This is a genomic window from Afifella aestuarii, from assembly GCF_004023665.1.
Taxonomy (GTDB): domain Bacteria; phylum Pseudomonadota; class Alphaproteobacteria; order Rhizobiales; family Afifellaceae; genus Afifella; species Afifella aestuarii.
In genome coordinates, this window is record NZ_SAUF01000002.1 from 341,065 (window position 1) to 354,695 (window position 13,631).

At 65.1% G+C, this 13,631-nt stretch carries 12 protein-coding genes; 9 read left to right on the plus strand and 3 right to left on the minus strand.

The genetic code is table 11. The annotated features are described in order from the left end of the window. The first annotated feature begins 174 nt into the window (after positions 1-174). The 9 genes from EO094_RS10015 (at position 175) to EO094_RS10055 (ending at position 10,320) form a co-directional block, all read left to right on the plus strand. Positions 175-1,746 (plus strand): ABC transporter substrate-binding protein, encoded by a 1,572-nt coding sequence (locus tag EO094_RS10015; protein ID WP_128292165.1) that lies wholly within the window; start codon positions 175-177, stop codon positions 1,744-1,746. A gap of 31 nt (positions 1,747-1,777) precedes the next feature. Beyond that, the gene (locus tag EO094_RS10020) at positions 1,778-2,725 is read left to right on the plus strand and encodes an ABC transporter permease (RefSeq protein ID WP_128292166.1); all 948 of its coding nucleotides are present in this window, start codon (positions 1,778-1,780) and stop codon (positions 2,723-2,725) included. Continuing rightward, the gene (locus EO094_RS10025) at positions 2,722-4,707 is read left to right on the plus strand and encodes a dipeptide/oligopeptide/nickel ABC transporter permease/ATP-binding protein (RefSeq protein ID WP_128292167.1); all 1,986 of its coding nucleotides are present in this window, start codon (positions 2,722-2,724) and stop codon (positions 4,705-4,707) included. Before EO094_RS10020 ends, EO094_RS10025 begins: the two co-directional genes overlap by 4 nt. Further along, the gene (locus EO094_RS10030; RefSeq protein ID WP_128292168.1) at positions 4,704-5,693 is read left to right on the plus strand and encodes an ABC transporter ATP-binding protein; all 990 of its coding nucleotides are present in this window, start codon (positions 4,704-4,706) and stop codon (positions 5,691-5,693) included. Before EO094_RS10025 ends, EO094_RS10030 begins: the two co-directional genes overlap by 4 nt. Positions 5,694-5,915: 222 nt before the next feature. Continuing rightward, a complete protein-coding gene (locus EO094_RS10035) occupies positions 5,916-6,227 on the plus strand; it encodes a hypothetical protein (RefSeq protein ID WP_128292169.1) in 312 nt (103 codons plus the stop codon). Between the two features lie 22 nt (positions 6,228-6,249). Then, entirely contained in the window at positions 6,250-7,038 is a 789-nt protein-coding gene (locus tag EO094_RS10040; protein WP_128292170.1) for a DUF4198 domain-containing protein, read from the plus strand. 241 nt (positions 7,039-7,279) lie between these two features. Continuing rightward, entirely contained in the window at positions 7,280-7,486 is a 207-nt protein-coding gene (locus tag EO094_RS10045) for a FeoA family protein (RefSeq protein ID WP_205649886.1), read from the plus strand. Further along, positions 7,479-10,034, plus strand: coding sequence for a ferrous iron transport protein B (gene feoB / locus EO094_RS10050; protein ID WP_128292172.1), 2,556 nt, complete (start codon positions 7,479-7,481; stop codon positions 10,032-10,034). The genes EO094_RS10045 and feoB overlap by 8 nt, the downstream gene beginning before the upstream one ends. A gap of 13 nt (positions 10,035-10,047) precedes the next feature. Beyond that, positions 10,048-10,320, plus strand: a complete 273-nt coding sequence (locus EO094_RS10055; RefSeq protein ID WP_128292173.1) for a hypothetical protein — start codon at positions 10,048-10,050, stop codon at positions 10,318-10,320. Here EO094_RS10055 and EO094_RS10060 read toward each other — a convergent pair. The 3 genes from EO094_RS10060 to EO094_RS10070 form a co-directional block, all read right to left on the minus strand. Then, positions 10,304-11,008, minus strand: coding sequence for an SDR family oxidoreductase (locus EO094_RS10060; protein WP_128292174.1), 705 nt, complete (start codon positions 11,006-11,008; stop codon positions 10,304-10,306). The genes EO094_RS10055 and EO094_RS10060 overlap by 17 nt on opposite strands. A 99-nt stretch (positions 11,009-11,107) precedes the next feature. Then, positions 11,108-12,694 (minus strand): putative bifunctional diguanylate cyclase/phosphodiesterase, encoded by a 1,587-nt coding sequence (locus EO094_RS10065; protein ID WP_164879619.1) that lies wholly within the window; start codon positions 12,692-12,694, stop codon positions 11,108-11,110. A 145-nt stretch (positions 12,695-12,839) separates the two neighbouring features. Next, on the minus strand, positions 12,840-13,625 hold the full coding sequence (locus tag EO094_RS10070; protein ID WP_128292176.1) for a heme ABC transporter ATP-binding protein: 786 nt from the start codon (positions 13,623-13,625) through the stop codon (positions 12,840-12,842). Between the last annotated feature and the right edge of the window lie 6 nt (positions 13,626-13,631).

A 13,631-nucleotide genomic window follows, 5' to 3' on the forward strand; every position in this document is an offset into this window, starting at 1 on the left:
GACTTTGCCGCGGTCTTGTGGGCTGCAGAAATCTCCTCGCTCTGCCGAAGCTCCTGCAATGTCTCGGCAAATTGCGGTTGCTGGGTTTTGGCCGCGAGATTTGGAAGCGGGCGGGTTTGCTTTCCCGTTGCGGCTCGTGATGGAATGGGCCAACAGCAATTGAGGAGAATGCCGATGCGAGGTCTCTGGCGAACCGCCCTGTTCGGGCTTTGCGCGCTTGCTCTTGCCGCCGGTTTCGTGCCGAGCGCCGAGGCGCAGACGCCCCCGAATGTTCTCATCGTCGGGCAGATCGCCGAGCCGAAATCGCTCGATCCGCATGCCGTCACCGCGTCGAACGATTTCCGCATCCTCGTCAATCTCTATGACGGGCTGGTGCGCACCAAGGACGGCACGCTGGAGCCGGAACCGGCGCTGGCGAAATCCTGGGAGGTGAGCGAGGACGGGCTCACCTACACCTTCCATCTGCGCGAGGGCGTGACCTTTCACGACGGCACGCCGTTCAACGCCGAGGCGGTGAAGTTCAATTTCGAGAGGATGCTCGACGAGGACCATCCCTATCACGACACGGGACCCTTCCCGCTCGCCTTCTTCTTCTCCTCTGTCGACGAGATCACGACGCCCGACGACATGACGGTGGTCTTCAAGCTGAAGGAGCCTTATGCGCCCTTCCTCTCCAATCTCGCCTATCCGACGGGGCTCATCGTCTCGCCGGAGGCCGTGAAGGAATACGGCAAGGATGTCGGCCGCCATCCGGTCGGCACGGGTCCGTTCAAGTTCGAGACCTGGGATTCCAACACCCGCGTCGTGCTCTCCCGCAACGACGATTACTGGGACGGCGCGCCCTCGCTCGAGGCCGTCGTCTTCCGCCCGATCACGGATGCCAATACGCGCATCGCCGAGATGCTGTCGGGCGGTATCGACGTGATGGTGGAAGTGCCGCCGGACAATCTCAAGACGTTTGCCGACGATCCGACCTTCAAGGTCTATGAGCAGGCGGGACCGCATCTCTGGTACGTCATCTTGAACACCAAAGAGGGGCCGTTTGCCGATAAGCGCGTCCGCCAGGCGGTGAATTACGCCATCAACAAGCGTTCGCTCGTCGATAATGTCCTGCAGGGGACCGCCGAGGTCGCCGCCGGCCCGGTGCCGCCGGCTTTCGCCTGGGCGCACAATGACGACGTGAAGCCCTATCCCTACGATCCGGAAAAGGCGAAGGCGCTCCTGAAGGAGGCCGGCGTGGAGAAGGCGCAGCTCACCTTCTACGTGACGGAAGGCGGCTCCGGCATGCTCGATCCCGTGCCGATGGGCACCGCCATCCAGGCCGATCTCGCGAAAGTGGGGCTCGACGCGAAGATCGAGAGCTATGAGTGGAACACGTTTCTGGCGCAGGTGAATCCGGGATTGGAAGGCAAGGCCGACATGGCCGAGATGGCGTGGATGACCAACGACCCCGATACGCTGCCTTATCTCACCTTGCGCTCCGATGCGCTGCCGGACGAGGGCGGCTTCAATTCCGGCTATTATTCCAACGAGAAGGTCGACGAGCTTCTGGAGAAGGCGCGCCGTGCCACCGATCAGGACGAACGCGCCGAGCTCTACAAGGAGGCGCAGGTGATCATCCACGACGATGCGCCGTGGATCTTCATCGCCAATTGGAAGCAGAACGCCGTGACGACGGAAAGGGTCGGAGGCTTTTCGCTGCAGCCCTCCTTCCTGTTGCATCTGAAGGACGTGACGAAGCAGTGAGGCGCGTCGCATTCGGCGGGGAAGGGCGGCGATGACTGCCTATATCGGCCGGCGGCTTCTGGCCGCCATTCCCGTCCTCTTCGGACTGTCGATCATCGTCTTTCTGATCATCGCGGCGATCCCGGGCGATCCGGCGACGGCGATTCTGGGCTCCTATGCGACGCCTGAGAATGTCGAGCGATTGAACCGTCAGCTCGGCCTCGATCGTTCGCTGCCGGAGCAGTATCTCGTCTGGATCGGCAATGTGCTGCAGGGCGATTTTGGCCGCTCCTATTCGCTCAACCGGCCGGTCATCGACGAGGTGCTGGAGCGCTTTCGCGCCACGCTGATTCTGGCCGGGACCTCGCTCGTTCTGTGCTCGATCTTCGGCCTTCTCGCCGGCATCGTTTCGGCCGTGCGCCAGTTCGGCTGGACCGACCGCATCATCACCTTTCTGGTGCTGATCGGCATTTCCATTCCCTCCTTCTGGCTCGGGCTTCTCCTCATTCTCGTCTTCGCCGTCGATCTCCGCTGGCTGCCGGCGAGCGGCATGGAGGCGATCTATGGCGGCGGCGGGCCGCTCGATCTCGCCAAGCATCTGATCCTGCCGGCGACGACGCTTGCGGTCGTGGCGACGGGCGTCATCGCGCGCATGACGCGCGCCTCGATGCTGGAAGTTCTGCGCCAGGATTATATCCGCACCGCCCGCGCCAAGGGCTTGTCGGAGCGGCGGGTGATCTATCGTCACGCCTTCAAGGCGGCGCTCGTCTCCGTCATTCCGGTGATCGGCATTCAGGCGGGCTTCGTGCTCGGCGGCGCCGTCTACATCGAGACGGTGTTCCAGTGGCCGGGGATCGGCGACATGCTGGTGAAGGCGATTTCGACCCGCGACGTGCTCCTCGTTCAGGGCGGGGTGTTCGTGGTGGCGGCGAGCTACGTGCTCTTCAATCTCGCCGCCGACGTCGTGCAGGCGATGCTCGATCCGAGGCTGAAGCCATGAGCGTGGCGGAAGAGACCGGCGAAGAGGCCGCGCCGGCGGCAGCCGCACGCTCGTCCAGGCCCGCCTCCTGGCGGCTTCTCGCCAACAACCGGCTGGCGGCTCTGGGTCTCGTTCTTCTCAGCCTCGTTATCGTGGTGGCGCTGGCGGCTCCGCTTCTGCCGCTTGCCCCGCCCGACGCGACGGCGCCGGCCGAACGGCTGCAACGGCCGCTCGCAGAGGGCCATCTTCTCGGCACCGACCATCTCGGCCGCGATATTCTTTCGCGCCTCGTCTGGGGGACGCGGATCTCGCTGGCCGTCGGCATCTCCGCCTCGCTGATCGCCGCTTTCTTCGGCTCGCTCATCGGGCTTGTCGCCGGCTATGCGGGCGGGCGCACCGACCATCTGATGATGCGCGGCATCGATATGCTGATGGCGTTTCCGTACATTCTCCTGGCGCTCGCCATCGTCGCGGTTCTGGGGCCGGGGCTGTTGAACGCGCTTTATGCGATCGCCGTCGTCAACATCCCCTTCTTCGCCCGCAACATTCGCGGCATCACGCTGGGGCTCGCGCGCCGCGATTTCGTCGAGGCGGCGAAGCTCTCCGGCAAGGGACCGATCCGGCTCGTTGCGACGGAGATTTTCCCGAACGTCCTGCCGACGATCGTCATCGCGCTCTCGACCACCGTCGGCTGGATGATCCTGGAGACCGCTGGGCTCTCCTTTCTGGGGCTCGGAGCGCAGCCGCCGCAGGCCGATCTCGGTTCGATGCTGGGCGAGGGAAGGAAGCTCCTCTTCACCGCGCCTTACGTGTCGATCATTCCGGGCGTGATGATCTTCATCATTGTGATGAGCATCAATCTTCTGGGCGACGGCATCCGCGACGTGCTCGATCCGCGCCTGCGCTCCGGCGCGCTCGCTCATCCCTCGGCGCGCACGCAGGTGAAGCGGCGCAACGTGCCGGAGATGCCGGCGGAGCAGGACGGCGCGCTCGATGTCGTCGGGCTTCAGACCGAGTTTTCGATCGGGCGCGATGTCTTTCGTGCCGTCGGCGGGGTCGATCTGAGGCTCGGCAAGGAGGAGTGCCTGGGGCTCGTCGGCGAATCCGGCTCCGGCAAATCGGTGACGGCGCTGTCGATCGCAAGCCTCGTGCCCTCGCCGCCGGGCGCCATCGTCGGCGGACGGGTGATGCGCGAGGGACGCGACGTGCTCGAAATGCGCGACGGCGAGCTCCGACGCCTGCGCGGCGGCGAGATCTCGATGATTTTTCAGGATCCGCTGTCGAGCCTGCATCCGCTTTTCACCGTCGGCGACCAGATCGCCGAGGCGGTGCGCGCGCATCAGCCTTTGAGCCGCGCCGAGGCCTGGGCGAAGGCGGTCGACCTTCTCGCCGCCGTGCAGATCCCGAACCCGAAAGAGCGGGCGAAAAGCTATCCGCACGAGCTTTCGGGCGGCATGCGCCAGCGTGTGGCGATCGCGATCGCCCTCGTCAACGAGCCGGAGGTTTTGATTGCCGACGAGCCGACGACGGCGCTCGATGTCACCGTCCAGGCGCAGGTCCTGAAGCTGCTCGACGATCTGCGCCACGAGAAGCACACCGCCGTCCTCTTCATCACCCATGATTTCGGTGTCGTGTCGGAGATCTGCGAGAGGGTGGCGGTGATGTATGCCGGGCGCATCGTGGAGATGGGGCGGACCGAGGAGGTGCTCGACGCGCCGGCGCATCCCTATACGCGCAAACTCATCGACTGCGTGCCGCTTCTCGACGATCCCGACAGGCGGCTCGATGCGATCGAAGGCCTGCCGCCGCCGCTCAACCGGCTGCCCGAAGGCTGCGCCTTCGCACCCCGCTGCCCGCGGGCGCAGCCCGATTGCCGGGCCGGCGACATCCCGCTCGGCGAGGTGGCGCCGGGGCGGATGGCGCGCTGCCTCTATCCGCTCGTCGAAGACGCGGATGCCCCTGCGGACGCCCATGTGGACGCCCATGCGGAGGCGGGGCAATGAGCGCGCTTTTGGAAATGACGGGCGTCAAACGCTTCTTCGGCGGCGGCCGCACCCTGTTCGGCGCGGCACGCCCGCGCGTGCATGCAGTTCAGGGCGTCGATCTTGCCGTGAAGGAGGGCGAGACGCTCGGAATTGTGGGCGAATCGGGCTGCGGGAAGTCGACGCTCGCGCGCATGCTCGTTGGCCTCGACCGGCCGTCGGAAGGCGAGATCACGCTCAAAGGCACGCCGCTCACCAGCTCTTTGGAGACGGCGCGCAAGATCCAGTATCTCTTCCAGGATCCGGTGGCCGCTCTCAATCCGCGCAAGACCATCCGCGCCATTCTGGAGGCGCCGATGATCCATCTTCTCGGCATGAAGAAGGAGAGGCGCAAGGCGCGGATGGACGAGCTGATGGAGGCGGTCAAACTCTCCTCCGATTTCCTCGACCGTTATCCGCACGAATTCTCCGGCGGCCAGGCGCAGAGGATCGGCATCGCCCGCGCGCTCGCGGCAGAAGCGGAGATCATCGTGCTCGACGAGCCGGTGTCCGCCCTCGATGTGTCGGTGCAGGCGCAGGTGCTCAATCTTCTGGAGGATCTGAAGGGGCGGCTCGGCCTCACCTATGTCTTCATCAGCCACGACCTCTCCGTCGTCGGCAATGTCTCGGACCGGGTGGCGGTCATGTATTTCGGCCGCATCGTGGAGATCGCCGAAACCCGCGAACTCTTCCGGCGCCCGCGCCATCCCTATACGAAGCTCCTCTTCGATGCCGCGCCGGTGCCGGGGCAAAGGCGCATCCGCCGCGAGGTGGAGCTTGCCGAGCTGCCCGATCCTCTGAACCCGCCGCCGGGCTGTGCCTTCGCGCCCCGCTGTCCCCATGCACAGGCGAAATGCCGCGAGGTCTTGCCGACGCTCGATGTCGACCGGCCCTCGCCGACACAGGCGGCAGCCTGCTTTTTCCCGATCTCCGAGACACCCGCCGAGGCGGCGCGCGAAACCGCCTGAGCGGGCGGCCCTCACTCCCAGTTTTGAACGCTTCTGCAAATGCGTGGCGAAAGCGCGCATTAGCCCTCCGTCGCATTGGAGGGCCTCTCAGATCATAATATGAGAATAAAAGTCAGGATGAGGTCGGGCGGCCGAGCCGACCTGCGCATGCGCATCGTCAGCCAGCCGCCATCGTTGCAAAGCCCTTTCGGAAAGGACGCGATCGTGAAGGTTCGCCACGAGATGAGAATCGGAGCCTTTATCGCCGCGGCGATCGGTTTCAGTGTCACGCCGGCTCTGGCGCATACGCCGCTTTTCTCCTGCTACGACAATGGTGACGGGACCGTCCTCTGCGAGGGTGGTTTCTCCGATGGCTCCTCGGCCTCCAACGTGCCGATCAAGGTCAAGAATGGCGACGGGGAAACCGTTGCCGAGGGCAAGATGGACGAGAACTCGGAGTTCGAGTTCGACAAGCCGGACGGCACCTATTCCGTCCTCTTCGACGGCGGCGAGGGCCACCAGATCGAAGTCCCGGGCGACGAGATCGTCGAATAGCGAAGCAATGCGGAGAATGACGATGAAGGCGATCTTATTCGCTCTTGCCGCCTCTGCGGCTTTTTTGGCGAGCCCGGCGCTGGCGCATTTCCAGCTCGTCTATACACCCGAGGTGAACCTGGAAAAGCCCGGAGATCTGCCGCTCAAGATGATCTTCTGGCATCCGATGGAAAACGGCCATGCCATGGATATGGGCGAGCCGGAGGAGTTTTTCGTAGTCTTCAAGGGCGAGAGGCAGGACCTCGCTCCGACGCTTGAGCCGATCACCTTCCACGGCGCCGAGAACGAGGCGAAGGCCTTCGAGGCGACTGTGCCGGTGAAGCGCAACGGAGATTACATCTTCGCCCTGGTGCCGGCGCCCTATTACGAGCAGAGCGAAGACATCTACATCCAGCAGCTGACGAAATCCTTCGTCAACAAGGGCGGCATTCCGACCGGCTGGAACGAACCCGTCGGTCTGCCGACCGAGATCGTGCCCCTGAACAAGCCGACCAACATCGTCGCCGGTTCGACCTTCTCCGGCGTGCTTCTTTCCGATGGAAAGCCGGTGCCGGGCGGGGAGATCGAGATCGAGTACATGGCGGCGGAGCCCGATATCGATGCGGACAGGCCGGGCGATCCGACCGCCTCGCCGATGCCGGGCGGCGCACTTGTCGCGGTGACCGATGCCGATGGCGAGTTCACCTTCGGCGTTCCGAAGGCGGGCTTCTGGGGCTTTGCGGCGCTCGGTTCCGGCCCCGTCACCGAGCATGAGGGCAAGGAATTGAGCCAGGACGCGGTCATCTGGGTGCGCGCCTACGACCTCAACTGAAAATGAGAGCCTCCCCGCCGCTTTGCCGGCGGGGAGGACGGTTCTGAGGGAAAACGGGTCGAGGATCGATATGAAAGGCCAGTTCTTCGGGATGCGCCGACTGCGCCGACGCCAGCGCCGACATTGCTCCGGATTGGGCCAGGGGGTGGGCCCAGGATTGGGCCAGGGGGCAGGCCAGGGCGGGATGCCCCGAGACGAGGCGCCATGCGGCCGGGACGGCTTTTGCTCGCTCAACGATCTCATGCCCGGAACCCATTGCCGGGTCGCCCGGCTGAAAGGCTGTGGCGCCATCCGCCAGCGGCTTCTCGACCTCGGCCTCGTCAATGGCGCCGAGGTGACGGTGATCAGGGCCGCGCCCTTGAACGATCCGATCGCGATCCGCGTCGGCAATGCGGTCTTGACGGTACGTCGCGCCGAAGCGGCGACGATCGAGGTGGAACGTGACTGAGAAATCGTCCGCCCCTGAGGGGGGCACGGGGCGGCGCCTGCGCGTGGCGCTCGCCGGACAGCAGAATGCCGGCAAATCGACGCTCTTCAATGCGCTGACGGGTGTGGCGCAGCACATTGCCAATTATCCGGGCGTCACCGTCGACAAGAAGAGCGGCTTTTATCTCGACCACGGCCGGCGGGTGGAGGTGGTGGACCTTCCCGGCACCTACAGCCTGACGTCGTTTTCTCTGGAAGAGCGCGTCGTGCGCCGCTTTCTCTACGAGGAGCGGCCCGACGTCGTGGTCAACGTGCTCGACGCCTCCAATCTGCGCCGTGGGCTTTATCTGACGGCGCAGCTCATCGAGCTCGGCCATCCGCTCATCGTCGTCGTCAACATGATGGATGTCGCCGAGCGGCGCGGCCTCAAGATCGATTTGAATGCGCTGGCGCGGAAGCTGAAGGTGCCGGTCGTGGCCTCGATCGGGCGCAAGGGCGTCGGCCGCGAGGAGCTGCGCGCCGCGATCCGCCGCATCGCCGACGAGCCGGACACCTCTCCCGCGATTTCCGATGCGCGGCTCGATTATGGCGCGCTCGAAGAGACGATCAGTTGGGTGGAGGAGCGGCTCGCCGATTCCTCCGGCCTCGATGCCGGCGCCGCCGTGCAGGGGCTCGCCGTCAAACTCGTCGAAGGGGATGCCGAGGCGGTCCGGCTCGTGCGCGAAGATCCGCGTCAGGCCGTGTTCCTGGAGGACGTCGCCGAGGCGCGCAAGAATTTCGAGACGGCGCATGATCTCTCGACCGGCGACCATGTCGCGGCCATCCGCGACCGCTTTGCAGGCGAGATCGTCACCGCCTCTGTGAGGGAGAGCCGCAAGGGTGCGGTCTCCGCGTCGGAGCGTGTCGATCGGCTGCTTCTGCACCGGATTCTGGCGCCGATCTTCCTCGTTCTGGTCGTCTGGGGGATCTACGAGATCTCCATCGTCCAGGGCTACGAGCTCACCAAGGTGACCTGGCCGTTTCTCGCCTCCCTGCGCAATTTCGCGGCGCAATGGCTGCCGGAGGCGGGGTTTCTCTACGACCCGCAGATCCGCTCGCTCGGTCTGTGGATGGTCGATTCCGCGAACACGCTTTTGAACTACGTGCCGATCTTCCTGATCCTCTTCGCGCTGATCGCGATTTTGGAGGATTCGGGCTACATGGCGCGGATCGCCTTCATTCTCGACCGGATCCTGCACCGCTTCGGCCTGCACGGGCAATCGACGCTGCCCTTCATTCTGGCGGGTGTCTTTGCCGGCGGCTGCGCCGTACCGGGCGTGATGGCGACGAAGGGCATTCCGGACGAACGGGCGCGGCTTGCGACGATCCTCACCGTGCCGTTCATGAACTGCCTGGCGAAGATCCCGCTCTATACGCTTCTCATCAACATCTACTTCGTCGAGGCGAAGGGGCTCGTCCTCTTCTATCTGTCGACGATCACCATCTTTGCCGCCCTGCTCGTTGCCAAGCTCCTCTCCGTCTCCGTGCTGCGCCACAAGGAGACGGCGCCTTTCGTGATGGAGCTGCCGCATTACCATCTGCCGACGCTGACCGGCGTTCTGCGCCGCTCGATCGACCGCACCTGGCTCTACATCAAGAAGGTCGGCACCGTCGTCGTCGCCGTTTCCGTCGTCGTCTATGTGCTGTTGCAGTTTCCGGGCCTCAGTGCCGACCAGGAAGCCGTCTATGAGGGGCGGGCCGAGGTTGCGATCGCGGAGTTCTACGGCGAGATGGCGGGCAATCCTTATCTCGCCGCCGTGCCCGATCAGGAGGCGCTCACCGGCCTCGTCAACGTCTACACAGATTACCGCACCGAGAAGCTGATGGCGCAGGGGGCGGAGGCCTCAAGGGCCGTCGATGCGCGCTACGAAACCCGTTATCCCGACTTCTACCCGTTCCTGAAACGCTCCTCCGACAAAGAGGCGCGCGCGGCGGAGCGGGCGCTGAAGACGCTTGCGACGACGCGCAAGACGCTGAGGCGGGAGATGAAGGAAGAGCGGATCGTCAATTCGCTCCTCGGCCAGGTCGGGCGCAGCCTCGAACCGGTGACGCAGTTCGCGGGCTTCGACTGGAAGATCAACGTGGCGCTGCTCTCGTCTTTCGCGGCGCGCGAGAGCTCGGTCGCGACGCTCGGCGTTCTTTTCCAGCCATCGGATGGCGAGAACGACACGCTCGAAGAGCGCATGGGAACGGAGCAGCGCGCCGCCGGCTATTCGGCGCTCGGCGCCGTGGCGCTCATGCTCTTCTTCGCGCTCTATCCGCCCTGTCTCGCCACGACGATCATGGTGCGCGTGCAGACGCAATCCTATCGCTGGATGATCTTTTCGATCGTCTTCCCGACTTTTCTCGGCCTGAGCGTCGCGAGCGCCGTCTTCACGCTCGGCGGCATGTTCGCGCTGTCGGGGCTGCAGACGCTGACGATCACTTACTTCACGGCTTTCGCGGCGGTGATCCTCGTCGGTCTCTTCAAGCGCCCCTTCGGCCGGGTCCTGCCGCCACCGGGCTATTCGCCGCGAGGCGCCTTGTCATGAGGGGAGAGAGCCGATGAACGCAGAAACGCAGCCGGCGATCGATCTGAGCCGCGAGGCGGCGACGGGGGGCTTCGAATGGCTCGCCGTTGCAGCGATCGTGCTTCTGGCCGTCGTCTTCCTGAAGAAAAAGCTCTTCCGGCGGCGGCCGTCCTGTGTCGATTGCGTCGGCCGCGGCAGCTGCAAGGAGGCCTGTTTCGCCCCGCTTGCCGTCCCGGAGGCGGATAACAGTCGCGACGGCGGAAATCACTCCGCGCGTTCGCGTCCGGACCTCACACCGAACGGGTGATGCCGCCGTCGATGCGGATGTTCTGGCCGGTGATGTAGCCGGCGCCGTCGGAGGCGAGGAAGGCGATCGTCGCGGCGACTTCCTCCGCCTGGCCGTAACGCCCCATCGGGATGCGCGCGCGGCGGTCTTCCTTTTCCGGCAGGCTGTCGATGAAGCCCGGCAGGACGTTGTTCATGCGCAGATTGTCGGCCGCATATTTGTCGGAGAAGAGCTTGGTGAAGGCGGCGAGCCCCGCCCGGAAGACGCCGGAGGTCGGAAACAGAGGATCCGGCTCGAAGACGGCGTAGGTCGAGATGTTGATGATCGTGCCGCCGCCAGATTTCAGCATGTGCGGCGTGACGAGGCGCGTCGGACGGATGACGTTCATCAGATAGACGTCGAGGCCGGCGTGCCAGTCGTCGTCGGAGATGTCGAGGATCGGCCCCTTCGGTCCGTGCCCGGCGCTGTTGACGAGGACGTCGATGCGTCCGAAGCGCTCCATCGTGCCGGCGACGAGGCGCTCAAGATCTTTGGGCGATTGGTTGGAGCCCGTGACGCCGAAGCCGCCAAGCTCCTCTGCGAGCTTTTCGCCCTTGCCGGAGGAGGAGAGGATCGCGACGGAAAAACCGTCTTCTGCGAGCTTGCGTGCCGCGGCGGCGCCCATGCCGCTGCCGCCGGCGGTGATGATCGCGACTTTTCGCTCTGCCATGTCGACCTCCTCAAGATTCGTCCCGCCGCTTATGGCATTGCGGCGTTGGCGACGAAACGGTGTTTGACAGGCGGGCGCGCCGCGAGCCGATCCGGAGCTTCAGGCGCTGCGACGCGCTGCCTCGATCGAGGCGAAGAGATTGAGAGCCTCCTGGGCTCCGAGCGCCTCGGAATAGAAGAAGCCCTGCGCCTGGTTGCAGCCCTGCTCGGCGAGAAGAAGGCGCTGCTCTTCGGTTTCCACGCCCTCCGCCGTCACCTCCAGGCCGAGGCCTGCGCCGAGGCCGACTAGGGCTTTGACGATCGCGGCACTTTCCGGGTCCGTCGCCATCGAATGGATGAAGCTGCGGTCGATCTTGATGCTGTCGAGCTTGAAATTGCGCAGGTGATAAAGGCTCGAATAGCCGGTACCGAAATCGTCGAGCGCGATGCGCACGCCGGCCTGGCGGAGCGTTCCGAGCGTCGCCTGCGCCGCGGCGAGATCGCGCACGAGGGCGCTCTCGGTGATCTCCAGTTCGAGCCTTTCGGCCGGAAAGCCGGTGCGGCCGAGGAGCGCGATGACCTTCATGCCGAAATTCGGATCGCGCAGGAGAAGCGGCGAGACGTTGAAGGAGAGCATGGTCTTGCCGGGCCAGGTGGCGGCGTCGTGGCAGGCCTTGCTGAGAAGGAGATCGGTCAAGGCGGTGATGAGGCCGCTGTCTTCGGCGACGGGGATGAAACGATCCGGCCCGATCTTGCCGAGCTCCGGGTCGTCCCATCGCGCCAGGGCCTCGAAGCCTTTGACGGTGCCCGTCTTCATATCGACGAGCGGCTGATAGCTCGGCGTGATCGTCTGCGTCTGGATGGCCTCGCGGAGTGCGGCCTCGATGCGGCTGCGCTCGCGCACATGCTGATCCATCTCCTCTTCGAAGAAGCGCATGGCCGAATGGCCCTGGCCCTTCGCGCGGTAGAGCGCGATGTCTGCTTTCCGCAAGAGCTCCGCTGGCACGTCGCCGTCCTGGGGCGTGAGGCAAATGCCGATTGCGGTGCCGACCGCGTGTTCGCCACCGCCCGCGCGGATCGGCGGAGTGAGCGCGTCGATGATGCGCAGAGCAAGACCGGTCGCCGCTTCCGCACCCGAAATATGCGTGGCGAGCACGGCGAACTCGTCGCCGCCGAGACGCGCCACGAGATCGTTTCCGCGCACTGCTCGGCGCAGCCGGGCCGCCACCTGCATCAGGACCTCGTCGCCGGCTGCATGCCCGAAGACGTCGTTCACCCGCTTGAAGCTGTTGAGATCGAGCATCATCACGGCATGGCTCGCATCGCTTCCGGGCGGCGAGGCTGCGGCCTCTTTCAGTGCGGCGTCGAACTGACGACGGTTCGGCAATCCCGTCAGCGCGTCATGAAAGGCGAGGCGCTGGATTTCCCGCGCCGTGCGGGCCTTCCGGGCGGCTTCCTGGCGCTCCCGGATCATGCGGCGCACGGCCCAGACGAGGCCGAGCAGGAAGATGACCGAGACGGCGATCAATTCGTCGCGCTCGACGCTCATCTCCGCCGGCGTGTCGCCCGCCGCGTTCGCGAAGATGTCGATGACGATGCCGACATAGAGCATCGCGAGCGTGGCGATCAGGACGATCGAGAAATCGATGAAGCGGAATTTATGACGGAGCACGAAGGCGATGGTCCTCTTCACGGATGGTCCGGACATGAAGGTTTCAACCCGCAATGTTCTTTTTCGCTCCATACGGACAATCGATGAACGGGATCTAAAAGGCGCGCGCACCACGTGCCTTCAACGGAGCTGAACGGGAGTTCTAGCCGGGAATCGCTTGCGGGAGCCTTGCCGCCCTGCGTTACCGGGTCGCGGATTGCGGCAGCACGAAAGGACCGGGCGGAACGACGCCGACGCCGAGCCGGCATTCGAAGACGTCTTCCAGAAGGTCATCGGTCATGACCTCGGCGGGTGAGCCGATGGCGCGCGCCCGCCCGTCATGCATCATCACCACCTTGTCGGCGAACATGGCCGTGAGGTTGAGGTCGTGAAGAACGGCGAGGACGCCGCCGCCCGCGGCTGCGAACTGGGCGGCAAGGCGCATGATCACGAGCTGGTGGCGGATATCGAGGGAGGAGACGGGCTCGTCGAGGAAGAGCCAGCGCGGTTCACCGTCGGCGACCGGCGCCCAGACCTGGCAGAGGACGCGGGCGAGCTGCACGCGCTGCTGCTCGCCGCCCGAGAGCTCCTGATAGAAACGCCCGGCAAAGCCTGCAAGATCGACGCGCCGCAAGGCTTCCTCCGGCAGGCGCCTGACCTCTTCGGGTGGCAGTCTGGCCGAGGCGCCGTTGAGACCGAGGCCCACGACCTCGCGCACCGTGAACGGGAAGGAGAGGGCCGTCGCCTGGGGCAGCACGCCGCGGAGAGCGGCGAGCTCGAAGGGTTTCAGGGCGCGGCTGTCGCGGCCGTTGATGCGGATCGTTCCCGTCGAGGCGAGTTCCCCGGAGATGGCGCGCAAAAGCGTCGTCTTGCCCGAGCCGTTCGGTCCGACGATGATGGTCATGGCGCCGGCCGAGGCGGTGAAGCCGACATCGCTCAGGATCTGGCGCCGGCCGAGGCTGACGCAGAGCTCCTCCACTTCGATCATTTTCGC